This window comes from Tessaracoccus flavescens, assembly GCF_001998865.1.
In the GTDB taxonomy this organism is placed as follows: Bacteria; Actinomycetota; Actinomycetes; order Propionibacteriales; family Propionibacteriaceae; genus Arachnia; species Arachnia flavescens.
Genome location: NZ_CP019607.1, coordinates 2,926,272 through 2,948,653, shown reverse-complemented (window position 1 = coordinate 2,948,653; position 22,382 = coordinate 2,926,272). Strand labels below are relative to the sequence as shown.

The 22,382-nt window shown below is 69.1% G+C and carries 21 protein-coding genes; 4 read left to right on the top strand and 17 right to left on the bottom strand.

Annotated features, from left to right (window positions below; translation table 11 throughout):
- The first annotated feature begins 101 nt into the window (after nucleotides 1-101).
- Nucleotides 102-2,390 carry a RecQ family ATP-dependent DNA helicase gene (locus BW733_RS14250; RefSeq protein ID WP_077351500.1) on the top strand — a complete coding sequence of 763 codons (2,289 nt, stop codon included), beginning with the start codon at nucleotides 102-104 and terminating at the stop codon, nucleotides 2,388-2,390.
- A gap of 3 nt (nucleotides 2,391-2,393) precedes the next feature.
- On the opposite strand, the gene BW733_RS14245 is transcribed toward BW733_RS14250, so the two are convergent.
- From BW733_RS14245 to BW733_RS14195, 11 genes are all read right to left on the bottom strand, one after another.
- Nucleotides 2,394-2,789, bottom strand: coding sequence for a hypothetical protein (locus BW733_RS14245; RefSeq protein WP_077351498.1), 396 nt, complete (start codon nucleotides 2,787-2,789; stop codon nucleotides 2,394-2,396).
- Between the two features lie 14 nt (nucleotides 2,790-2,803).
- Complete coding sequence (locus BW733_RS14240) at nucleotides 2,804-3,991, bottom strand: hypothetical protein (protein ID WP_077351496.1); 1,188 nt, start codon at nucleotides 3,989-3,991, stop codon at nucleotides 2,804-2,806.
- 3 nt (nucleotides 3,992-3,994) lie between these two features.
- Entirely contained in the window at nucleotides 3,995-4,294 is a 300-nt protein-coding gene (locus BW733_RS14235) for a hypothetical protein (protein WP_152024726.1), read from the bottom strand.
- A gap of 46 nt (nucleotides 4,295-4,340) precedes the next feature.
- Nucleotides 4,341-5,558: a signal recognition particle-docking protein FtsY gene (gene ftsY / locus BW733_RS14230; protein ID WP_237268212.1), complete on the bottom strand. Its 1,218-nt coding sequence runs from the start codon at nucleotides 5,556-5,558 to the stop codon at nucleotides 4,341-4,343.
- A 71-nt stretch (nucleotides 5,559-5,629) separates the two neighbouring features.
- Entirely contained in the window at nucleotides 5,630-5,830 is a 201-nt protein-coding gene (locus BW733_RS14225) for a hypothetical protein (RefSeq protein ID WP_077351492.1), read from the bottom strand.
- A 76-nt stretch (nucleotides 5,831-5,906) separates the two neighbouring features.
- Nucleotides 5,907-9,446, bottom strand: a complete 3,540-nt coding sequence (gene smc, locus BW733_RS14220) for a chromosome segregation protein SMC (RefSeq protein ID WP_077351490.1) — start codon at nucleotides 9,444-9,446, stop codon at nucleotides 5,907-5,909.
- Nucleotides 9,447-9,449: 3 nt separating this feature from the next.
- Nucleotides 9,450-9,926 carry a GtrA family protein gene (locus tag BW733_RS14215; RefSeq protein ID WP_335755101.1) on the bottom strand — a complete coding sequence of 159 codons (477 nt, stop codon included), beginning with the start codon at nucleotides 9,924-9,926 and terminating at the stop codon, nucleotides 9,450-9,452.
- A gap of 86 nt (nucleotides 9,927-10,012) precedes the next feature.
- Complete coding sequence (gene mutM / locus BW733_RS14210; protein ID WP_077351488.1) at nucleotides 10,013-10,852, bottom strand: bifunctional DNA-formamidopyrimidine glycosylase/DNA-(apurinic or apyrimidinic site) lyase; 840 nt, start codon at nucleotides 10,850-10,852, stop codon at nucleotides 10,013-10,015.
- On the bottom strand, nucleotides 10,845-11,642 hold the full coding sequence (gene rnc / locus BW733_RS14205; protein WP_418361323.1) for a ribonuclease III: 798 nt from the start codon (nucleotides 11,640-11,642) through the stop codon (nucleotides 10,845-10,847). The genes mutM and rnc overlap by 8 nt, the downstream gene beginning before the upstream one ends.
- On the bottom strand, nucleotides 11,557-11,748 hold the full coding sequence (gene rpmF / locus BW733_RS14200; protein ID WP_077351484.1) for a 50S ribosomal protein L32: 192 nt from the start codon (nucleotides 11,746-11,748) through the stop codon (nucleotides 11,557-11,559). The genes rnc and rpmF overlap by 86 nt, the downstream gene beginning before the upstream one ends.
- Before the next feature lie 30 nt (nucleotides 11,749-11,778).
- Complete coding sequence (locus tag BW733_RS14195) at nucleotides 11,779-12,327, bottom strand: YceD family protein (protein ID WP_077351482.1); 549 nt, start codon at nucleotides 12,325-12,327, stop codon at nucleotides 11,779-11,781.
- Between the two features lie 197 nt (nucleotides 12,328-12,524).
- On the opposite strand from BW733_RS14195, the gene BW733_RS14185 reads away from it, so the two are divergent.
- Together BW733_RS14185 and BW733_RS14180 are read left to right on the top strand one after the other, a co-directional pair.
- A complete protein-coding gene (locus BW733_RS14185; protein ID WP_152024495.1) occupies nucleotides 12,525-13,781 on the top strand; it encodes an integrase catalytic domain-containing protein in 1,257 nt (418 codons plus the stop codon).
- A gap of 116 nt (nucleotides 13,782-13,897) precedes the next feature.
- Nucleotides 13,898-14,662: a hypothetical protein gene (locus tag BW733_RS14180; RefSeq protein WP_077351480.1), complete on the top strand. Its 765-nt coding sequence runs from the start codon at nucleotides 13,898-13,900 to the stop codon at nucleotides 14,660-14,662.
- Here BW733_RS14180 and BW733_RS14175 read toward each other — a convergent pair.
- Both BW733_RS14175 and coaD read right to left on the bottom strand, forming a co-directional pair.
- Nucleotides 14,650-15,336 (bottom strand): hypothetical protein, encoded by a 687-nt coding sequence (locus tag BW733_RS14175; protein WP_077351478.1) that lies wholly within the window; start codon nucleotides 15,334-15,336, stop codon nucleotides 14,650-14,652. The two genes, BW733_RS14180 and BW733_RS14175, sit on opposite strands and share 13 nt — an antisense overlap.
- A gap of 2 nt (nucleotides 15,337-15,338) precedes the next feature.
- On the bottom strand, nucleotides 15,339-15,815 hold the full coding sequence (gene coaD, locus BW733_RS14170) for a pantetheine-phosphate adenylyltransferase (RefSeq protein WP_077351476.1): 477 nt from the start codon (nucleotides 15,813-15,815) through the stop codon (nucleotides 15,339-15,341).
- 98 nt (nucleotides 15,816-15,913) lie between these two features.
- Between coaD and BW733_RS14165 the strand changes: the two genes are divergently transcribed.
- Nucleotides 15,914-16,210 carry a hypothetical protein gene (locus BW733_RS14165; protein ID WP_077351474.1) on the top strand — a complete coding sequence of 99 codons (297 nt, stop codon included), beginning with the start codon at nucleotides 15,914-15,916 and terminating at the stop codon, nucleotides 16,208-16,210.
- 19 nt (nucleotides 16,211-16,229) lie between these two features.
- Here BW733_RS14165 and rsmD read toward each other — a convergent pair whose 3' ends face one another.
- From rsmD to BW733_RS14145, 4 genes are all read right to left on the bottom strand, one after another.
- Entirely contained in the window at nucleotides 16,230-16,805 is a 576-nt protein-coding gene (rsmD, locus tag BW733_RS14160; protein ID WP_077351473.1) for a 16S rRNA (guanine(966)-N(2))-methyltransferase RsmD, read from the bottom strand.
- Nucleotides 16,802-19,006 (bottom strand): ATP-dependent DNA helicase RecG, encoded by a 2,205-nt coding sequence (locus BW733_RS14155; protein ID WP_077351472.1) that lies wholly within the window; start codon nucleotides 19,004-19,006, stop codon nucleotides 16,802-16,804. Before BW733_RS14155 ends, rsmD begins: the two co-directional genes overlap by 4 nt.
- Before the next feature lie 572 nt (nucleotides 19,007-19,578).
- Complete coding sequence (gene rpmB, locus BW733_RS14150; RefSeq protein WP_077351470.1) at nucleotides 19,579-19,764, bottom strand: 50S ribosomal protein L28; 186 nt, start codon at nucleotides 19,762-19,764, stop codon at nucleotides 19,579-19,581.
- Nucleotides 19,765-19,880: 116 nt separating this feature from the next.
- Complete coding sequence (locus BW733_RS14145; protein ID WP_237268418.1) at nucleotides 19,881-22,274, bottom strand: Rne/Rng family ribonuclease; 2,394 nt, start codon at nucleotides 22,272-22,274, stop codon at nucleotides 19,881-19,883.
- Nucleotides 22,275-22,382 lie beyond the last annotated feature (108 nt).

The window sequence follows — 22,382 nt, the reverse complement described above, 5'->3', positions numbered from 1 at the left end:
GGCTTTACCCTTCGCAGATTGCGTGATCGTCACAAGGATACTCAACGCGGGCAGCCGCGGCCCACGCGACGTTGTCAGCCCGACGTGGAAAGCTGATACCCATGAGCGACCAGTGGGACCAGGAACCGCCGCCCGAGTTCGATGAGCTGCCTCCCGACCCCTGGAGCGAGCCGCCCGCCGACCTCGCCGACGCCGTCGCCGCGCCACCCCGACGACCGGAGCCGGTAGCGGTACCGGAGCGTGACGAGGTCCGCCGGGGCGCCGAGGGCCTCCGGGAGGAGGCGCTCACCATCCTGCGCGCGCTCACCGGACGCCCGGATGCGCAGTTCCACGAGGGTCAGTTCGAGGCTATCGAGGCTCTCGTGGCGCACCACCGGCGAGCCCTCGTGGTGCAGCGCACCGGCTGGGGCAAGTCGGCCGTGTACTTCATCGCCGCCCTCCTCCAGCGGCGCGCGGGAGCCGGACCCGCGCTGATCGTCTCTCCGCTGCTCGCCCTGATGCGCGACCAGGTGGCGGCCGCCGAGCGGGCGGGGGTCCGCGCCGCGGCCATCAACTCGGCCAACGTCACCGAGTGGAACGAGATCGAACGCCTGCTGGACGAGGGCGCGCTCGACGTGCTGCTCGTCTCGCCCGAGCGGCTGGTCAATCCCCGCTTCCGGGCCGAGCAGTTGCCTCGCCTGATCGGCACTGCGGGGCTGCTGGTGATCGACGAGGCGCACTGCATCAGCGACTGGGGCCACGACTTCCGGCCCGACTACCGTCGCATCCGCACCCTGATCGCCGAGCTCCCCTCGGACGTGCCGGTGCTCGCCACGACCGCGACCGCCAACGAGCGCGTGGTGCACGACGTGGCCGAGCAGATGGCGGCAGGCGGGCACGAGGTGTTCACGCTGCGCGGCCCGCTCGCGCGGCAGTCGCTGCGGCTGGGGGTGCTGGAACTCGGCACGTCCTGGCGCAGGCTTGCCTGGCTCACACAGCATCTCGAGGAGCTTCCCGGCAGCGGCATCGTCTACTGCCTGACCGTCTCGTCGGCGGAGGAGACGGCTGCGATGCTCAGAAAGGCGGGTCACGAGGTGCTCGCCTACACCGGCCGCACCGATCAGGCGGAGCGGCTGGCCGCCGAGGAGGCGCTCAAGGCAAACCGGGTGAAGGCGCTGATCGCCACCTCAGCGCTCGGCATGGGCTTCGACAAACCTGACCTCGGCTTCGTGGTCCACCTCGGCTCCCCCAGCTCCCCCGTGGCGTACTACCAGCAGGTCGGACGCGCCGGGCGTGCCACGGACAACGCCGACGTGCTGCTGCTGCCGGGCCTCGAGGACCGCGACATCTGGCACTACTTCGCCACCAACGCGATGCCGACGAGGAGGCGCGCCGACGGCGTCCTTGAGGCGTTGCGCCAGGAAGGGCGGCCGCTGTCGGTCGGTGCGCTCGAGTCTCGGGTCGACCTGCGCCGCGGTCAGCTGGAGCTGCTGCTGAAGGTGCTGGCGGTCGACGGGGTGGTCGAGTACGGCCAGGGCGGCTGGACGGCCACCGGCCGCGCCTGGGAGTTCGACAAGGGGCGCTACGACCGGATCGCGGAGGCGCGGGTCGCGGAACAGCACTCGATGCTCGAGTACCAGTCCACGACCGGATGCCGGATGGAGTACCTGACCCGCTCGCTCGACGATCCCGCAAGCGCCCCCTGCGGACGCTGCGACGTGTGCGCGGGTGCCTGGTTCCCGACGGAGGTCTCGATCGACTCGGAGCGCGGGGCCCGCGCCAGCCTGGGGAAGGTCGGTGTGGAGATCGCGCCGAGGGCGATGTGGCCGCAGGGACTCGACACGCTGGGGGTCACCGACGACGGCTCCCCCGTCAAGGGAAAGCTGCCTGCCGAGCAGCAGGTCGAGGAGGGACGGGTGATCGCCCGGCTCACCGATCTGGGCTACGGGACGAGCCTTCGCGAGCTGTTCGCACCCGACCGGGAGGGTGCCCCTGTGGACCGTGAGCTGCCGCCCGCCCTCGCCTCGGCCTGCCTCAGGGTCCTGAAGGAGTGGGACTGGTCGGAGCGTCCGGTGGCCGTCGCCTGGCTGCCGAGCGTTCGTCGGCCGAGGTTGGTCGAGTCACTCGGCTCAGGGATCGCCCGCGCCGGTGGCCTGGTGGCGCTCGGACCGCTGAGGCTCGAAGACGAACGGTCGGTTCCTGCGGCCAACAGCGCCTTCAGGGTGCGTGACCTGTGGCGTCGGTTCTCCGTGCCGCCGGAGATGGCGGGCAGGCTGCGTTCGCTTGGCGGCCCGGTGCTGCTGGTCGACGACCTGATCGACTCGCGCTGGACGATGACCGTCGCCGGGCGTCTGCTTCGCCTGGCAGGGGCGCCGTCGGTGCTTCCGCTCGCACTCGCCTCCGTTGCCTGAGCCTCAGCGGACCTTGACGTCCACCCAGGCCTTCGCGTAGCCGAACAGTTCGACGTGCAGGGTCGATTCGTAGCCGTCGTTCGCGTTGCAGTGGAGCAGACCCCACGGCTCGGCCGCGAGGGCTCCGAGCGGGCGGAAGCCGTGCCCGGTGACCAGCCGGTCAAGGGCCTCGACCAGCCCCACCTGGTCGATCGCCGCCGTGGCGACGCCGCAGCCGAAGACGGGGCCGACCCTCACGACGGGGTCGAGCACCTGCATCAGGGAGCGATCGTCGAGGAGGCGTGCGTCGTCCCGGTCGCGCCACACGAGCGGTCCGGTGGCCGTCTCGAGGATCTCCTGGATCGCGTCGAGCATCGGGCCATAGTGCGCGGAGTGGCGCCGGAGCAGTTCGTCGTTCATCTCACACACCCCCCTCACTGCGCCGGCCAGGTCATGACGCCGTTGATCCAGCGTCGGTACTCGTCCTCGGTCAACGTCACGGTGTGTGAGTCGGAGCCGGGGCCATGGGGGTTGCGCAGAATGATCTGCCCGTCGGGGGTGAACCCGACGACGGAGTAGGCGTGGCCGCCGTACAGCTTCTTGTGCGCGGGCACGTCGTCGGGCTGCTGCTCGGGCGCCCCCGTCGTCGCGACCATCGCGGAGCCCGGAGGCTCGGTGTCGAGGGTGTCGCGGATCTCGTCGAAGGGCACCTCGCGCGAGGTCTGCTCGTCGTAGGTCTTGCCGAGCACGATCTTGCCTGTCAGCTGGAAGTTGCTGCTGTCGATGTCGGGGTAGGTCTGCCGCATCGCCTGGGTGTAGATGCTGACGAAGTCGGGCTCCTGCGTCATGCCGTTTGACGGGAACTCGGGCAGCTGCCTCGGATCGACGCTCACCTGGATCGGGGCTCCGGTGTCCCTGTCATAGAGAGTGACGGTGTAGGTCTGCGAGTCCTCGTCCCACACCATGCGCCTGCGGATGAAGTCGGGGTTCGAGCGGGCGAGCGACATCAGGGGCGAGACCCAGGCGCAGTAGCCGGTCGAGCCCTGGGTGGTCAGATCGGCGGCCCGGGCCAGGGCCTCGTCGGAGAGGTCGAGGGGGCCCATGTCGAACGGCGGCGCCATCAGGCCGAGGGCCAGTGCAAGCACGGTGGCGAGGCGGCGGTCGACGAGGTCGGCGCGGTGCAGGATCGAGGTGGCCACGGCGCGCACGGCGTTGGCGATGGCGATCCGCCTGGCCGCCTCGCGCGGGTCAAGCAGGCCGAGGTCGAAGGCGGGCCGCGCTCCGCCGTCGTCGGTCACCACGACGTCTGCGGCGGCCGCGCGCTCGACCAGTTTCAGCATCTCGGTCGAGAGGTCCTGCATCTGCGCGGCCCCGGCGTCGAGGGCGTCTGCCAGGGGTGGGAGGGTCGTTGCCTGCTGCTCGACGACGTCGGCCTGCTGACGGCAGCGCTCGGCGATCATGGCACCGATCTCGTCGCTCCATGCCTTCGACATCGCGTCCGCGGCCGCACGGAGGGAGTCCGCCTGCGCCGTCGATCCGCGCGCCGATGAGCGCAACAGGTCGGCGGCCACCTGCCAACGGTCTCCCCTGAAGTTGAGCAGCCCGGGGACGCTGATGCCCACGCGTCACTCACCGCCCGCGCGGCGGAAGAACTCACGCGCCAGTTCGGTGTTGGTCGCCTCGGGCTTCTCGACGGAGGTCGCCGAGTCGTGCATCGCCTCAGCGAGCGTCGACGCGTTGCTGGAGAGGGTCCGCCACTGTTCGGCCAGATGTGCGGTGACCCGCCCGAGCATGGCGTCGGTCTCGAACTCGCCCTCGCCCGTCAGCGCGCCGAGATCGCCCGCGAGTCGGGCGAGCGCGACGCCCGCGGCGGCGACATGGTCCGCCTCCGCGTGCACCATTGATGGTCTGACATCGAGTCCCACGGTCTCTGCCTCCCCTGAACTCTGCGTCTGAACTCTGTGTCGGGCGTCAGTCTCCGAGGATGCCCTGAACGAAGCCCTCCGGGTCGAACGGGGCGAGGTCGTCGACGCCCTCACCGAGGCCGACGAGCTTCACGGGGACGCCGAGCTCGCGCTGGACCTGGACGACGATGCCACCCTTCGCGGAGCCGTCGAGCTTTGTCAGGACGATGCCGGTCACGTCGACGACCTCTGCGAAGATGCGGGCCTGGGTCATGCCGTTCTGGCCGGTGGTCGCGTCGAGCACGAGGAGGACCTCGTTGACGGGCGCCTTCTTCTCAATGACGCGCTTGACCTTTCCGAGCTCGTCCATCAGCCCGGTCTTGGTGTGGAGGCGACCCGCGGTGTCGACGATGACCACGTCGACGCCGTCCTCGACGCCCTTGGCGACGGCGTCGAAGGCGACCGAGGCGGGGTCTGCCCCGTCGACGTCGGAGCGGACGGTCTCGACCCCGACCCGTTCGCCCCACGTCGCGAGCTGTTCTGCTGCGGCGGCACGGAAGGTGTCGGCCGCGCCGAGCACGACCGACTTGTCCTCGGCCACGAGCACGCGGGCGAGCTTGCCGACGGTGGTGGTCTTTCCGGTGCCGTTGACGCCGACGACCAGCACCACGGCAGGATCACCGTCGTTCGCGGGAGTCAGGTTGAGCGACCGGTCGAGGCTCGGGTCGACGAGCCTGAGCAGTTCCTCGGTGAGGATCTCCTTGGCCTTGACCGGGTCGGCGACGCCGTCGACGGCGAGCCGCTTGCGCAGCGCCTCGGTCAGCTCGGTGGCCGGTCCGACGCCGAGGTCAGAGGTGATCAGCGTGGTCTCGAAGTCGTCCCAGACGTCGGCGTCGATCTTGTCGACCGACAGCAGGTCGGCCAGCGCGCGGGCGAGGGCGTTGTTGCTGGTGGACAGGCGGCGACGCAGCCGGGCCCAACGGCTGAGCGGCGCCTCGGGGCGCTCGACCTCGGGCTCGACGACGGCAGGCTCCGGCTCGACGACCGGCTCGACGAGGACCGTGGAGCCGGGCTCCTGCGGTTCGAGGACCTCGACGACCTCTGGTTCGACGGTCTCGGTCGGACTCGGCGCCACGACGACCTCGTCGCCGCCGACCTTCGACTCGAGTTCCGCCTTCTCGGCCTGCTCGAGCTCACGCTGCTTGCGGCCGTCGAGGTAGACGATGGCGCCGGCCACGACGATGGCGATGCCGACGATCGCGATTACTGTCCAGAAAATCCACACGCCGACATCCTAGCGGCGAGGGCCGTTGACAGTGCCCCTGGCCCTGCCACCGCCCGGCGCAGGGCGGCTGCTCAGCGCTCGTCGAGGCGGCGCAGGAACTGCGGCACCTGTCCCTTCGCGTTGAGGTGCAGATCGGCCTGCCGGGCGATCCGCTCGATCCTGCGGTGACGCACGGAGAGGTGACCGGAGGAGACGGCAACGATGAGGAAGACACCGGCCGCGAGGGCCAGGACGACGAACAGGGCGATCAGCGTGGCTGCGGCGAGCGGCATCTCGGGTCCTTTCCGGGGTAAGTGATTCCAGTGTGCCACCGGCAACTGGCTCCCCCGGTGAGCGTCGCCCGGCGCGTCAGGCCTCGGCGAGGCGTTGGGACACGACCGTCGAGATGCCGTCTCCGCGCATGGTGACGCCGTAGAGCGAGTCGGCGATCTCCATCGTCCGCTTCTGGTGCGTGATGATCAGCAGCTGCGAGTTCGCGCGCAGTTCCTCGTAGATGCCGAGCAGTCGGCCGAGGTTGGCGTCGTCGAGGGCCGCCTCCACCTCGTCGAGGATGTAGAACGGGCTCGGGCGGGCGATGAAGAGCGAGACGAGGAACGCGACAGCCACCAGCGAACGCTCCCCGCCGGAGAGCAGCGAGAGCCGCTTGACCTGCTTGCCTGCGGGGCGGGCCTCGACGTCGACGCCGGTGGTGAGCCAGTTGCCCGGTTCGGTGAGGATCAGCTTGCCCTCACCTCCTGGAAACAGCCGGGTGAACACGGATTCGAAGCTCTTCTCGACGTCCAGGTAGGCCGCCTCGAACACCTCCTGCACGCGCTTGTCGATCTCATCGACGATGCCGAGCAGATCGGTGCGGGTCTGGCGCAGGTCCTCGAGCTGTTCGGCCAGGAACTGGTGCCGCGCCGTCATGGCGTCGAACTCCTCGAGCGCGAGCGGGTTGACCCGCCCAAGCACCGCGAGATTGCGTTCCGCGGCACGCAGGCGGGCCGTCTGCTTGTCGCGGTCGAACGGGACCGGCTCGGGCTGCTCGTCCTCATCGGTGAGCGCCGTCCCGTCCGGTCGGGTGATGACAGGCACTGGCTGGTCTGGACCGTACTCGGCGATCAACCGGTCGGGTTCGAGGCCGAGCTCGCTGAGAGATCGGTCGACCAGCTGTTCGATCCGCATCCGGTGCTCGATCCGCACCATCTCGTCCTTGTGGGCGCCTCGGACGATCTCGTCCAACCGTGAGCTTGCCGCCTTCGACGCATGCCTGGCCTGCGTGGTGCCCGACTCGGCCTGCCGCCTGGCCTGTTCAGCCGCGTCGCGCTGCGCGGCGGCGCGCTGCCTCGTGGTCTCGACCCGGTCGGCGAGCAGGAGGGCCGCCTCGTGGACGACCCGGGCCACCTCGGCCTCGCGACGCAGCTGCTCGGCACGTTGCCTGGCCTTCTCGCGCGACTGGCGCTCATGCTGGGCGGCCCGCTGTAGCGAGTCGGCGCGTCCCCCGATGGCCTTGAGCTGTTCCTCGACGCTGCGCAGGGCCAGCCGTGCATCCATCTCGGCCTGCCGCGCCCTGCGTGCCTCCGCTGCGAGCGCATCGCGCTCCTGCGGGTCGGGCTCGGCCAGGTCGTCCTCGGCGGAGGCGGCCTCGAGTCGCTGGGTGAGCTCGGCGAGTTGCTCCTCGTCGCGGCTGCGCGCGGCCTGCGCTGCGTCGACCGCCTCGGCGAGCCGCTCCGCCTCGCGGGAGGCGCTGGCCTGACCCTGCCGGAACGAGTTGAGCTGGTCGGCGACTGCTGCGAGTTGGGCGTCGGAGTCGTGCAGGAGGGCGAGTGCCTCCGCCTCGTCGCGCCGCGCCTTCTCGAGTTCGGCCGCGACGCCCTGGGCCTCGAAGCGCAGCTGTTCGCTCGTGTGGAGCACCTGGGTGAGCGCGTCCCTCGCATCGGCGAGTTGGGCCTGGACCTCGAGCAGCGAGGGGCCCGCAGCGGAGCCGGACTCGATCAGCCAACTGGAGTAGAGGTCGCCTCCGGCGGTGACGGCGACCAGGTCCGGATGCGCGGCGACGAGGGCGGCGGCCTCGTCCGCGTCGGCGACCCGGACCACGTCCGCGAGCAGTCGGTCGAGTGCACCGTCGAGGCTCTCCGGCCCGCTGACCAGGTCGCGCACCGGGGTTCCGACGCCTGGACGTTCGCCCGTCCTGGCCGCGCCGGTCAGGATCAGGGGTGCGCGCCCCAGGTCTTCCTCGTCAAGGAACCGGGAGGCCGCGAGGGCGCCGTCGAGGCCGGTGACGACGACGGCCTCCGCCATCCCACGCAGCGCCGCCGACACCGCGGCCTCGTGACCTGGCCGGGCGGTGATCAGCTCGCTGAGGCGGCCGACGACATCGTCGCGCCCTGCCTCGAGCAGATCGGCGGAGCCGTCGCGTCGCTGGGTGAGCAGGTGCAGCGCCTCGACGCGGGCCTCCAGCGCGGCCCGCGACCTCGCGGTCTCCGTCTCCCTCGTCGCGAGGTCGGCCGCCCTCTCCTCTGCGGCGGCGACGGCCTGTGCGGCACGCTCGTAGGTGGCGTCGAGGTCGGACTCGGAGTCGCCGAGTCCTGCAAGAGAGGACTCGGTGGCGTGGTACCTCCCGGCGGCCTCCTCGGCCCGCGCGAGCGCCTCCTGCCTGCGTGCGTTGAGCCGTGCGATCTCCTCGTCGGAGGCCTCGAGGCGCGACCGGATGGAGTTGACCCGCCCGCCGAGCCTCGCCACCCCCTCCCGGCGGTCGGCGATGGCGCGCAGGGCGGCGCCATAGGCCTGCTCGGCGGCGGCGTGCTCCTGCTCGGCCGCGTTGCGCCGCAGCGTAGCGTCGGTGAGGGCGGCACTCGCCTCGTCGGCGTCGGCTCGCAGGGCCTGTTCGCGGGCACGCACGTCCGCCGCCTCCCGCTCGAGCGCCTCTGGGTCGCGGCCGCCGACGTCGAGGCTCGGCTGGTTCTCCCCGGCGCGCATCCGCTCGGCGGAGATGGAGACCGTGGTGGTGACCCGCTCCCTGAGGCTGGCGAGGTGGTACCACTGTTCCTGGGCGGCGTCGAAGTCTGCAGCGGCCGACTTCAGCCGCCGCTCGGCCGCCTCCTCGGCCTCCTGCGCCTCGGTGACCGCCTGTTCGGCCCGCGCCTTGGCCTGCTCTGCTGCGGCCTCGTCCGCGAGTTCGGCCGCGAGTTTCGCCTGTTCGGTTGAGAGCTCGTCGGCGAGCAGCCTCGCCTTGGAGTCGCGCAGCTCCGCCTGGATGACGGCGGCCTTCCTCGCCGCCTGGGCCTGCCTTCCCAGGGGCTTGAGTTGGCGCTGCAGCTCCCCGACCAGATCCTGGAGGCGCTCGAGATTCGCCTTCGTCGCCTCGAGCTTGCGCAGCGCCTTCTCCTTGCGCTTGCGGTGCTTCAGGACGCCGGCCGCCTCCTCGATGAAGCCGCGGCGCGACTCGGGCGTGGCCTGGAGGATGGCGTCGAGCTGGCCCTGCCCGACGATCACGTGCATCTCACGGCCGATGCCGGAGTCGCTGAGCAGTTCCTGCACGTCGAGCAGGCGGGCAGAGGCGCCGTTGATGGCGTACTCGGAGCCGCCGCTGCGGAACATCGTCCTGGTGATCGTCACCTCGGAGTACTCGATGGGCAGCGCACCGTCGGAGTTGTCGATGGTGAGCTCGACCTCTGCCCGGCCGAGCGGGGCCCGCTTGGTGGTGCCGGCGAAGATGACGTCTTCCATCTTGCCGCCGCGCAGCGTCTTCGCTCCCTGCTCACCCATCACCCAACTCAGGGCGTCGACCACGTTGGACTTGCCGGACCCGTTGGGGCCGACCACACACGTGATCCCGGGTTCAAACAGCAGCGTCGTCGCTGACGCGAAGGACTTGAACCCGCGCAGGGTGAGCTTCTTGAGGTACATGGCCTATTCGGCGGCCTCGACCTCTGGCGCATCGTGGTGCGCGAGATTGCCTGCCCGGACCGCCCGGAAGGTCCAGAGCTTGTTCACGATGAAGTTGATCGGCATGGTGATGATGATGGCGATCAGCTGCGACCAGTATTCCCGGGACTGCAGTCCCCGGTCCTCGTGGAAGTACGGTTCCGGCAGGAAGAACGGGCTGGTGGGGTTGGTCATCGCCATCTTGAGCACCAGGCCGACGAGCGCCGCCACGGAACCGACGGCCAGGAACGGCCAGAACTCCTTGAACCACCCGGCGTGCTTGTGGGACTTGAAGGTCCACCACCGGTTCAGCTGGAAGTTCCACACGCACGCGACGATGAAGCCGACGATCCACACGAGGTGGGTGAACCGGAAGTTCCAGGCTCCGAGGAGGGGGAAGATCACGTCGCGGCTGTTGACGGTGCCGCCGTTGAGCTTGTTCATCACGACCGCGACGGCCATGTTGACCAGGACGCCGGAGCCTCCGACCAGGCCGAACTTGATCAGCTGTCGGAAGCTGTTTGCGTACTTCGCGGTGAGGTCCTTGATCACGGGCGTCCCTTCGGGGCCCGTTGACACCTCGGGCACAAGTATGAGCTGCGGTTCATGAAACTGCGTCTGACGATGGCAGTTCCACATCTTCTGCAGGGTTCTCCCTCGCGACCATAGGCCTCGAGACCCCTTGAGAAGTAGCCCGACTCACCGTTGACGTTCACATACAGGGAGTCGAAGGACGTTCCGCCCTGCCGGAGCGCCTCGTCCATCACCGTCCGGGAGGCGTCGAGGAGTTCGACGGCCTTGCGAGGGCCGAGGTCGGTGGCCGGAAGGTCGTAGTGGATGCGGGCGCGCCAGAGCGCCTCGTCGGCATAGATGTTGCCGATGCCGCTGATCAGCGACTGGTCCAGCAGCGCGCGCTTGACCCCTGTGCGTCGGGTGCGGAGCCGCGCGGCGACCGCACGCACGTCGAACGCGGGGTCGAAGGGGTCGAGCGCGATGTGCGGGACGGGGTCGTCGGCGGCTCCCGCGCGCAGATCGAGCCCGCCGAACATGCGTTGGTCGACGAAGCGGAGCTGGAAGCCGTCGTCGAGGTCGAAGAGCACGCGGGTGTTGCGCGGCAACTCGTCGCCCGGACGGTTGATCCGGAACTGCCCGCTCATGCCAAGATGCACCACGAGGGCGTCATCGCCCAGGGCGAGCCACGTGAACTTGCCGCGCCGGCGGATGTCATCTATGCGACGACCGGTGAGTTCGACCGCGAACGCCTCGGGCCCGATGGGATGGGTGCGCACGGGCCGTGGGTGCAGGACGGTGACCTTGTCGATGCTGCGGCCCGCGGCATGGCTGGCGAGCCCGCGTCGGACCACTTCGACCTCAGGGAGCTCAGGCACGGGCCAGCTCCTGCACCGCCAATCGGGCGGCGATCTGTTCGGCCCGCTTCTTGCTCGGGGCGGTTCCCTCCCCCATCGGCTCGCCGTTGACCAGGACCGTCGCGGTGAAGACCCGCTGGTGGTCGGGCCCGGTTCCGCTCACCTCGTAGCGCGGGAGGCCCCAGCCTCGTTGGGCGCAGACCTCCTGCAGGACGGTCTTGTGGTCGGCGTAGTCGCCCGTCGCCTCCGAGGCGGCGATCAGCTCGTCGAAGGTGCGGTGCACGAAGAGGGCGGACGCCTCCGGCCCAGCGGAGAGGTGGATCGCCCCGATGACCGCCTCCATCGTGTCGGCCAGGATGGAGGTCTTCTCGGTTCCGCGGGTCGAGATCTCGCCCTTGCCTAGCAGGAGATGTTCGGCGAGATCGAGGCTGCGCGCGACTTCGGCGAGGGCGACCGCACTGACCACGCTGGCGCGAAGCTTCGCCAACTGCCCCTCGCTGAGGAGGGGGTAGCTGCGGTAGATGTGTTCGGTGACGACGATCTGGAGGACCGCGTCACCGAGGAACTCCAGGCGTTCGTTCGACTGGATACCACCGTGCTCGTAGGCGTAGCTGCGGTGGGTGAAGGACAACTCAAAGAGCTGGGCGTCGACCACGACGCCCAGCTCCTGAAGCCGGTCTTGGAGCCTGCTCACCCGCGTCTCCCGCGGGGTAATGGCTTGAGGCTCAGGCCTCGAGGACCTGACGGCGCTCACCGCGGGGGCCGTACTGGCCGCAGCTCGGGCACGCGGTGTGCGAGAGGTGCTGCTCACGGCAGGCGGGGTTGGCGCAGGTCACGGTGGGGACGACGGACGTCTTCCACTGCGAACGACGCGAACGGGTGTTGCTGCGCGACATCTTCCGCTTCGGAACGGCCACGATCTTCTCCTTATGTCTTGCGACTCAAAGTCAGTTGGGGTTGTCCCCGGTCAGTTCGGTGAGCTTCTCCCAGCGAGGGTCGATCTTCTCACCGTGCCCATGGTCAGGGTCGAGGTTCCGGTTGAAACCACAGTCGGGGCACAGACCCAGACAATCTTCCCTGCACAGAGGCGTGAACGGCAACTCGAGCACCACGGCGTCGCGCAGAGTCTCCTCGAGGTCGATCGTCTCGTCGACGACGAGGCTCTCGTCCTCCTCCATCTCCCTACCGGGATAGAAGAAGAGTTCCTGCACATCGAAGCTCTGTTCGTCTTCGATGTCTGTCAGGCATCGGGCACACTGGCCGTGCAGTTCCACGGTTGCCGTTCCCGAGACCAGGACACCTTCGGAGACTGACTGGAGCGTGAGATCAAACTCCACGTCGGAATCCTGCGGTACTCCGATCACTTCGATGCCAAGGTCGGCCGGTGCAGGTACCGTCGTCTCGATCCGCTTCATCGCACCAGCCCTGCGACCGAGCTCGTGCACCTCGAGAACGAGGGGCGAGCGGCGATCTGGGTGGGGATGCACGGGTGACACGTCGGATCTCCTTCGTAGACCGTCCATGAATCTCGTCATGACCGACCGCCAACTTTACCGCGCTGTACGCGCCGGTCCAAATCCTCGACGACACTCATACATAGTCCCCGCGAACGAAGGGGCCGTACCTCACATACTTTTCCCCGGGAAACAGTGACCGGCCACGATGGGGTGTGGAGGTTGGAGAGAAGCTGTCGATGGCAGCCCGAGTCGAGATCACGAAGAAGTACGCCAAGGCCTATGCCGCGGCCCCGAAGAAGGGCAAGTCCCAGATCCTCGACCACGTGGTCGAGATCACCGGCTGGAACCGTGACCATGCCCGCCAGCAGTTGGTGGCCCGGTTGAAACAGGCCCCGGGACGGGCCACCGCGACGGTCGCGGTGATCGATCGGCGCAAGACCAAGGCGTGTAAGTACTCCTACGACGCCAGGCTGATCCTGCAGCGGGTATGGGCGGCCTCGGGGGGCAGCTGCGGGCAGTACCTCGCCGCATCCATGAGCGATCTGATCGATGCGATGGAAGCCGAAGGCGAACTGGTGCCTAGCCAGGACCGTTACAGCGCCGAGGTCAGGGCCGAGCTGGAATCGATGTCGGCGGCCACGATCGACCGGTACCTCGCACCGGCGCGGGCGAAGGACCCGATCCGAGGAAAGACCGCCACCAAGCCCGGCAGCCTGCTACGAAACTCGATCACCGTGCGTAAAGCCGGTGACGAGGTCGAAGCCGAACCCGGGTTCTTCGAAGTCGACACCGTGGCCCACTGCGGCCCCACGCTGAAGGGCGAGTTCGCCCGCAGCGTGAACTTCACCGACATGCACACCGGCTGGAGCTTCACCTACTCCATCCGCAACAACGCCCACCTCCACATCCGGACCGCGTTCGACCACTTCATCGCCCAGGTCCCGTTCGCGGTCACCGGGATCGATTGTGACAACGGCTCGGAGTTCATCAACCACGACCTGATCGGCTGGGCCGGCCAACGAGAGGTGTTCTTCACCCGGTCGCGGCCTTACAAGAAAAACGATCAAGCCACCATCGAATCGAAGAACAACCACCTCGTGCGCCGCTACGGCTTCTACCACCGCTACGACACCGCCACCGAACTCGCGTTACTCAACCAGCTATGGCCGCTGGTCAACGACCGGCTCAACTTCTTCACCCCCACGAAGAAACCCGAAGGCTGGGCCACCGACACCGTAGGGCGCCGCAAACGCCTCTACGACAAGCCACGCTCCCCCTACCAGAGGCTCCTGGCCGCCGGGGTCCTCAACCCCGCCCAGGAAACAGAACTAGCCGCCTACAAGGCCACCCTCAAACCCGTCGCAATGCAACGACGCATCACCGAGATCCAACAGGAGCTCACCCGACTCGCAGGCCGAAAGACAGCCCGTCTCGAACAACACATCGCATGGAAGGCACCCGACCCCGCCGGCCTCAAAACCCGGGCCAGCTAACCCTTGTTTTCGCGGGGAAAAATATCTGAGGTAAGGCCTACCATTTCGCGGGGACTTGACAGTGAGGTACCACGTCCTCCGAGCCGTTGCGCGAGACGGCGGATAGGGTTGCCGCCATGTCCTCGCAACCGTCCGACTACCAGCGTCTGGATGCCCGGGCCGTCAAGGCCACCGTCGACCGACTGACCGGCCGGATCAGGGCGCGCTTTCCGGAGCGGAACCTCGGCGAGGTCTCCGCCTCGCTTTCCGGGGCTATCGACGAGCTGCTGCTACGTCCCCAGGCGCGCTGGTACGGCTGGGCGCGGATCGCGTCGCGGGTCGTGGTGTTCCTGTTGATTGCGGTGCTCTTCATCGCGCTCGCCGTGCTGATCGGGCAGGCCGCCGACGACCGCCAGCCCGAGAGCGTGTGGGAGTGGGTGCAGATCGTCGAGTCGGTGATCAACGACATCGTCTTCGTCAGCATCGCGGTGTTCTTCCTGTGGCAGCTCCCCCTGCGATGGGAGCGGTCGCACGACCTGGCCTCGCTGCACCGGCTCCGCTCGCTCGCCCACGTCATCGACATGCATCAGCTGACAAAGGACCCGGACCGACTGAGGGCGGACTTCCGCAAGACACCCCAGACGGTCGAGCTCGGCATGACCGCAGCCGAGCTGAGCAACTACCTCGACTACTGCTCCGAACTGTTGTCGCTCGTCAGCAAGACCGCCGCGCTGTTCGCGGAGCACACCCAGGACAACACGGTGCTGCAGACGGTCGACAGCATCGAGGACCTGACCACGGGCATGGGACGCGAGATCTGGCAGAAGATCGCGCTGCTGCCCGGTCGCGCCCCGCGTGAGATCGACGCCGAGCACCGAGTGCCTGGCGGCTACGGGGCCTGAGAGGGAGGCTGTGTGCTGCCGGTCGCCGCGGAGATCGCCTCGGGGACGTCGAAGGGCAGCAGCCGGGCGAGGATCTCGGCGACCTTGTCCATCAGCAGCCTCGCCTCCTCGCCGGTGGTGGAGCGGGCCTTCGTCACGAGCTTGACCGCGACCTCGGCCTCTTCACGCCCGGGCTCGTCGTAGAAGTCGAGACCGACCCGTTCGGCCGCCCTGCGCGCCTGGGTGAAGGCGTCCTCCACAGAGCCCGCGAGGTCGTGTGCCTCGCGGTCGGAGAGGTAGCGGTGCTCGTCGTCCCAGGTGCCGAGTTTCTCGAAGAAGAGCCCGGACTCGGCGGTGTTCCCGTCGAAGAGGGACGGGTGCTCGATCACCCAGACGAGGTCGGTTCGAAGGTCGCCGAGCCGCTGCTTGACCGCCTCCACCCTCTCTGCGGAGCGCTGCTTCGACGGGTACAGCGGGGCGGGCTGTCGTGGGGGCAGGTATCTCTGCGCAGTGTGCCGCTGCGTGACCTGCTGATGGAGCGGGAAGCCCGGATCGTCGGGCAGTTCGCCGTCGACCTCCGGGAAGTCCACCTGCTCGAAGTGCTGATAGTGGTCGATCTCGCGTCTCGACTGCCTGACGGCGAGCGACAGCCACACCAGCAGGAGGCACACCCCGAGAATCAGGACGAAGGACACGCTCACCCCCTCGGGAATCTGGCCGCGAGGGCCTCCTGCACGTTCGGCGGGACGTAGCGCGACACGTCCCCGCCGAGCCGGACGACCTGCCGGATGATCGTCGAGGACAGCGTCACGTGCTCGCGGGCCGCTGGGAGCAGGACGGTCTCGATGTCGCCCATCTCCTGGTTCATGTGCGCCATCTGCAGTTCGAAGTCGAAGTCGGCCCCGAAGCGCAGCCCCTTGACCACGGCGGGGATTCCGCGCTGCCTGCAGAAGTCGACGAGCAGTCCGTCCATCGCCTCGACGGTGATCCCGTCCAGATCGGACGTGGCCCCCTTGACCAGCTCGACGCGCTCGTCGAAGTCGAACAGGTAGCTCTTGGTGGAGTTGTTGCCGATCGCGACCACCACCTCGCCGAACAGGGCGTGGGCACGCCGCACGACATCGAGGTGTCCGACGGTGATCGGGTCGAACGATCCGGGGCAGAGGACCTTCACTGTTGCTCCTTGGAGGGTGTTGGAGCGACAGTACCGTCCCCGGCCGTCACGCCGCAGCGGCACTGCCCTGCCTGTTGGCCGCATGGCAGCATGGGCACATGACGAAGCTGTCCGGTTCCGAGGTGAGTGCCCTCGCGATCAACGTGGCCGTCCCGGAGGCCCTGCGCTGGAGGGACACCCGACGCGAGGTCGAGTACGAACTGCAGTCGATCACCGTCCGGCTGCTTCCGGACGGCACCCTGGCCGCGAAGGCCTACGGCCGTCCCGTCGCAGGCGGCCGGGGAGGCTACGTGTCCTTCCCTGTGCCGGAGCGCCCCGAACTGCGTGAACTGGTGGCGCGTTCGGCCGACCGGGCCGCCCAACTCTGGGCAGAGCACCGGGGTCTGGTCACCTGACCCCCACGCGGGTGTGAGCTCAGTCGACCGAGCCGTAGTACAGCGTCGTCTCCCCGTAGTTCTTCTCCCAGGTGTCGGTGAAGGACGACGGCCACGCGGGTGCCCGGTACCGCGCCGAACGCTCCACGACGACCAGTCCCCGGTCCGCCACCGCGTGCTCGGCGATGCCAGCGAGCAGGGACTCGACGGTGTCCGTCGGCACGTCGTAGGGCGGGTCGAGGAAGACCAGGTCGAAGCGTCGGCCCGGGGCGGCGGCGAAGGTCTCGGCCTTCGCGGACCTGACGTCTGCCTGGAGGCCGAGTTCGCGGGCGTTTGACTCGATGAGCCGTGCGGTCGGCCGATCGGCCTCGACGAGGACGACCGGCCCGGCTCCCCTGCTCGCGGCCTCGAGACCCACGGCTCCGGACCCTGCGTAGAGGTCGAGCACCGAGACCCCCGCGAGTTGCTCCGCGGCCTCGGCGTCGACGGTGTTGAACCAGCTGACCAGCGCCGAGAACAGAGCCTCGCGCGTGCGGTCGGTCGTCGGCCGGGTGTTGGCCCCCTTCGGAGTGCCTAACCTGCGGCCCTTCGCACGCCCGGCGATGATCCGGCTCACGACTTCTCCATCCATTCGCCCGCGGCGAGATCCTCGGCCTTCGTCATCAGGTCGGCGAGCAGCGGATCGTCGGCGGCGCGGGCGTCGTCGAGCACCTCGTCGGCCAGCACCTTCGCCTGCCTGATCACGTCTGCGTCGGTGAGGGCGCGCAGCAGCTTGAGGGTGCCGCGCCCTGACTGGTTCGCACCGAGCACGTCGCCCTCCCTGCGGATGGTGAGGTCGAGCTCTGCCAGTTCGAAGCCGTCGTCGGTGGAGGCCATGGCGCTCAGCCGGGTCTCGGCGTCGAGGTTCTCGGTCACCGGGGCGAGCAGCAGGCACAACCCCGCGTGGCCGCCGCGGCCGATGCGTCCGCGCAGCTGGTGCAGCTGGCTGAGGCCGAAGCGGTCGGCGTCCATCACCACCATGACGGAGGCGTTGGGCACGTCGACGCCGACCTCGATCACGGTCGTCGCGACCAGCACGTCCAGCTTCCCAGCCGCGAAGGCGGCCATGGTCTCGTCGCGTTCGGCGACGTTCTGCTTGCCGTGGACGATGCCGATCCGCAGCCCCTTCAGCGCACCGGAGGCCAGCTGCGGCGCGAGGTCCTCGACGGCAGCGAGTTGGCGTTCGCCGTCGGTCTCGATGCCTGCCTCGACCTGGGAGGCTGAGATCGCGGGGCACACGACGAAGGCCTGCCTCCCGTCGGCGACCTCCTCGCGGATGCGCTGCCAGGCCCGGTCGACCCACGTGGGGTGCGCGACGGTGTTGACGAAGACCGTCTGCACCGCCTGACGACCAGCCGGGCGTTCCCTGAGCTCGCTGACCTCAAGATCGCCGAAGACGGTCATGGCGATCGAGCGCGGGATGGGGGTGGCCGTCATTACGAGCGTGTGGGGCTTGTTCTCGGCCTTCGCGGAGAGCGCCGCACGCTGTTCGACGCCGAAGCGATGCTGCTCGTCGATCACGACCAGGCCGAGGTCGAAGAAGGTGACGGGGTCGCTGAGCAGTGCGTGGGTGCCGATCACGATCCCCGCGTCACCCGTGACGATGTCGTTGAGGGCTTCGCGCTTGGCGGCCGTGGCGCGGCTCCCGGTCAACAGGACGACGCCGGTCGCGTCGGGGTGGGCGCCGAGCTGTCGTCCCTCGCCGAGGTCGCCGAGCATCCGGGTGATGGTGTTGTAGTGCTGCTTGGCAAGCACCTCGGTGGGCGCGAGGAGCACCGCCTGGCCACCGGCGTCGACGACATCGAGCATCGCGCGCAGCGCCACGATGGTCTTGCCGGAGCCCACCTCTCCCTGCAGCAGCCGGTTCATGGGCGAGGAGCCGGCGAGTTCGGCGAAGATGGTCTCCCCCACCTCCTGCTGTCCTGCGGTCAGGGTGAACGGGAGCCGCTCGTCGAAGGCCTCGAGGATGCCACCGGATCGGCGCGGCCTGGGGGTCGCCTTCTGGCTGGCAAGTTCCCTGCGCCGGGTGGCCATGGCGAGCTGGATGCCGAAGGCCTCGTCGAAGCGGAGCCGGTCGACGCCGATCCTTGCCTGGTCGACCGAGGTGGGCTCGTGGACGGCCGTGAGCGCGGGCTCGAAGGGCAGCACGCCCGCCCGCTCGACGATCCAGTCCGGCAGCGTGTCGCCGCGCAGGGTCGGCAGCACCATCTCGATGGACTCGGCGATCACCCAGGTGGGCAGCTTCGAGGAGGCCGGGTAGAGCCCGACGAGGGTGGCGCGCTGCACCTGCCGCTCCATCGCCTCGCGCGCCGACGCGTTCTTCCCGCCGGTCACGCGGGCACCGTCGAGGATCACATAGTCGGGATGGGTGAGCTGCAGCTGGCCGTTGAAGACGCCGACCTTGCCCACGAAGATGCCGCGGGAGCCCGGCGCGAGCTGCTTGGCCCAGTATTCGAGCACGTGGTTGCGTTTGGAGAAGAACGACAGCGAGAGGTAGTCGCTCCCGTCGGTGAGAGTCGCCTGGACACGCCCCGTGCCTCGGCTGTGCTTGATCTCTGAGCGCACGACCTGCGCGATGACGGCGACGTCCTCGCCCACCTGGAGTTGCGCGAAGGAGGTCATCTCGGTGCCCGCGATGTAGCGGCGCGGCACGTGCCGGACGAGGTCGTCGACGGTGTTGATCCCCAGCTTGGCGAACTCTCCCGCGGTCTTCCCACCGACGACGTCCGCCAGTCGGCGCGACAGCTCGCGGTAGATGGGGGTGCGCCAGGTCGCCATGGGGGCAACCTTACCGATCGGAGCCGACAGTCGCTCGCGGCCGGCGGCGACCTGTGGACGAAGCGTCTCGGCCGCACGCGACGTAGGGGCAGGCGCGCGTCAGGAGGGCCGGCAGCGCAACAGACGGCCGCAACACCCACCAGGGCCGGCCCGCCCGAGACGAACCCTCCCCAGCAGGGCGATACCAGTGGGCGCTGGGCCGGGACCTCCCACTCTCGCGCCCACAACCCCCACACCGCCTCACCGCGACACCAAGGGAGGGCCGGGACGGACGACCGGGCCGGGCCGACGGCACCCCGGCGATGAAATCGGTACCGCCGCAGAGAACCCGGCCACGCCAACAGCGCAACAGACGGCCGCAACAAAGTCGCCCAGAAGCCCCCCGTCGCCCCTCTGTGCAGTTGTGCAGACCCGACCACCCACCAGGGCCGGTCCGACCTCCCCAGCGGGCCGCCACGCCGCACGGGCGCCCGGCCCGGGCAACCGGCAGCCAACCCTGCGCAGCAGAGGGACCAGGGACAAAAGGAAACCGGCGGCCCGCAGAAGCGGACCGCCGGTTTCGGGCGCCTAGATCAGCGCGAGACCTTCCCTGCCTTCAGGCAGGACGTGCACACGTTGACGCGCTGCGCAGCACCGTTGATGGTGGCGCGGACGCGCTGAATGTTCGGGTTCCAGCGACGGTTGGTCTTCTTCTTCGACCACGGCACGTTGTGACCGAACCCAGGTACCTTGGCGCAGACATCACACTTCGCAGCCACTGGAATCTCCTTGTAGTTCGAGCCCAGGCCGAGGCCTGGAGTTTCTGTTCGAGGGGTGCCCTCAAGAGAAGGCAACCGCACAATGTTAACCCGCGGGGGCGCTGAGATCAAACCGATCACTTGCGTCGACGACGGGAGCCCGACTTGCGCTCCCCACCGTCTGCGGGGGCCTGCGATTCGACGGGCTCGTCGAATCGCAGGTAACCGGCACCGTGGCAGTGGTCGCACTGCTCGGTGAAGGCCTCCAGCAGCCCCGTGCCGATCCGCTTGCGGGTCAGCTGGACGAGGCCGAGGCTGGTGACCTCGGCAACCTGGTGGCGGGTCCGGTCGCGGCCGAGGCACTCGACGAGACGGCGCAGCAGCAGGTCGCGGTTCGAGGGAAGCACCATGTCGATGAAGTCGATCACGATGATGCCGCCGAGGTCGCGGAGCCGCAGCTGGCGCACGATCTCCTCGGCCGCCTCCAGGTTGTTGCTGGTGACGGTGGCCTCGAGGTTGCCAGCCGAGCCGGTGAACCGGCCGGTGTTGACGTCGATGACGGTCATGGCCTCGGTCCGGTCGATCACGAGCGATCCACCGGAGGGCAGGTAGACCTTGCGGTCGAGCGCCTTGGCGATCTGCTCGTCGATGCGGAACTTCGCGAACACGTCCCTGCCGTCGTCACCGGGCTGGAACCGCTCGACCCGCTCGAGGAGGTGCGGGGCGACGTGGCCGACGTAGGCGGAGATGGCGTCGTAGGAGTCGTCCTGCTCGCCGTTGCCCTGGACGATGAGGCGTCCGAAGTCCTCGGTGAAGAGGTCACGGACGATGCGCAGGGTCAGGTCGGGCTCCGCGTAGAGGGCCTGCGGTGCGCCGCCGGTCTTCGACTTCTTCTCGATGATCTCCCACTGGGCCTTGAGTCGGTTGACGTCGCGGACCAGTTCCTCCTCGCTGACGCCCTCTGCGGCGGTGCGCACGATCACCGACTCCTCGTCGGAGATCAGGTTGCCGAGCACCTTGCGCAGACGCTGGCGCTCGCTGTCGGGCAGCTTGCGGGAGATGCCGCTGAGGTGGCCACCCGGCGAGTAGACGATGTAGCGGCCGGGAAGCGAGATGTGCGAGGTCAGGCGGGCGCCCTTCGCGCCGACCGGGTCCTTCGTCACCTGGACGAGCACGCTCTGGCCGGACTTGAGGACGTTTTCGACCTTGCGGTTCTCACCGGTCACGCCGAACGCAGCCCAGTCGACCTCGCCCGCGTACAGCACGGCGTTGCGGCCGCGGCCGATGTCGATGAAGGCGGCCTCCATGCTCGGCAGCACGTTCTGCACCCTGCCGACGTAGATGTTGCCGATCAGCGAGGCCGCCGAAGCCTTGTCGACGTAGTGCTCGACGAGGATGTCGTCCTCGATCACGGCGAGCTGCGTGTAGTTCTCGGACTGGCGGATCACGAGCTTACGGTCGACCGACTCCCTGCGGGCGAGGAACTCGGCCTCGCTGAGGATCGGAGCGCGACGGCGACCCGCTGCGCGGGACTCCTTGCGACGCTGGCGCTTGGCCTCCATCCGGGTAGAGCCCTCGATGCCGGTCACCTCGTCGTCGATGGAGCCTTCCTTGTCGGAGTCCCCACGACGGCGGCGACGGCGGCGGCGGCGCGTGGTCGAGCCGCCTTCCTCGGACTGGTCGGAGGACTCACCGTTGTCGCTGTCCTCGCTCGACTCGTCGCCCTCGGAGGTCCCGTCGGAGTCGTCGGACGAGTCGTCATCGGATCCGTTGGTGTCGTCGTCGTCACGGGAACCGTTGCGGCGACGGCGACGGCCTCCCCTGCGGCGACGACGGCGGGCCGGGCGATCGTCGTCGGAGGAATCCTCGTCGGTCGACTCGTCGTCCTCGTCCGAAGTCTCCTCGGTGGCCGACTCGTCCTGCTCGGACTCCTCGTCCTCGTCGTCGTCCTCGTCGGAGTCGGCGGCGATGGCCCCGGCAAGCGCCGCGAGCTCGGCCGCACGGGCCTCTGGGGTCATGAACGGGTCGGCAAGCACCGAGCGGCGGGCCTCTGCGAGGTCCTCGGCGGCCTTCAGCGCGGCGCCGATCGGATCGTCGTCCTCGTCGGCCTGCTTGGTCTCGGGTGCCGCGGCGGAGCGGCTCGCGCGACGACGGCGGTTGCGGGCCGGGGCCTCCTCGCGGTCTGGCTCCGCCTCTGCCTCGACGGCAGCGACCGACTCGACCTCCAGCTCATCGGAGGCTGCCTCGACTGCCTCCGCAGCGGGGGCCTCGACGACCTCGGGAGCGGCCGCAGGGCGGCTCGCACGACGGCGTCGCGTCGGCGCAGGAGGCTCGACGACGGGGGTCTCCTCGACGGGGGCATCCTCCACGACGGCGACGGCCTCGGTCTCCTCGACCGGAGCGGAGGCGGGCGCCTCCACGTGGACAGGCGCTGCCGCGGCGCGGGTGGCGCGACGGCGACGGGCGGGCTTCTGCTCCTCGACCGGGGCCTCCTCAGCCTGCGCGGCCTCCGCCTCGGCAGGCGTCGCGATGCTGGTCTCGACGACATGGGCGGGGGCCTCGACGTGCTCAGCGGCAGCGGCAGGGCGGGTCGCGCGACGGCGACGGGCGGGCTTCTGCTCCTCGACCGGAGCCTCCTC

Excerpts from the sequence above, each read along its gene's own strand:
- BW733_RS14250 (WP_077351500.1), top strand. The coding sequence starts at position 102 with ATGAGCGACCAGTGGGACCAGGAACCGCCGCCCGAGTTCGATGAGCTG.
- BW733_RS14245 (WP_077351498.1), bottom strand. The coding sequence starts at position 2,789 with ATGAACGACGAACTGCTCCGGCGCCACTCCGCGCACTATGGCCCGATG.
- BW733_RS14225 (WP_077351492.1), bottom strand. The coding sequence starts at position 5,830 with ATGCCGCTCGCCGCAGCCACGCTGATCGCCCTGTTCGTCGTCCTGGCC.
- smc (WP_077351490.1), bottom strand. The coding sequence starts at position 9,446 with ATGTACCTCAAGAAGCTCACCCTGCGCGGGTTCAAGTCCTTCGCGTCA.
- BW733_RS14215 (WP_335755101.1), bottom strand. The coding sequence starts at position 9,926 with ATGGCCGTCGCGGTCGTGATGAACAAGCTCAACGGCGGCACCGTCAAC.
- BW733_RS14185 (WP_152024495.1), top strand. The coding sequence starts at position 12,525 with ATGGCAGCCCGAGTCGAGATCACGAAGAAGTACGCCAAGGCCTATGCC.
- BW733_RS14180 (WP_077351480.1), top strand. The coding sequence starts at position 13,898 with ATGTCCTCGCAACCGTCCGACTACCAGCGTCTGGATGCCCGGGCCGTC.
- BW733_RS14165 (WP_077351474.1), top strand. The coding sequence starts at position 15,914 with ATGACGAAGCTGTCCGGTTCCGAGGTGAGTGCCCTCGCGATCAACGTG.
- BW733_RS14155 (WP_077351472.1), bottom strand. The coding sequence starts at position 19,006 with ATGGCGACCTGGCGCACCCCCATCTACCGCGAGCTGTCGCGCCGACTG.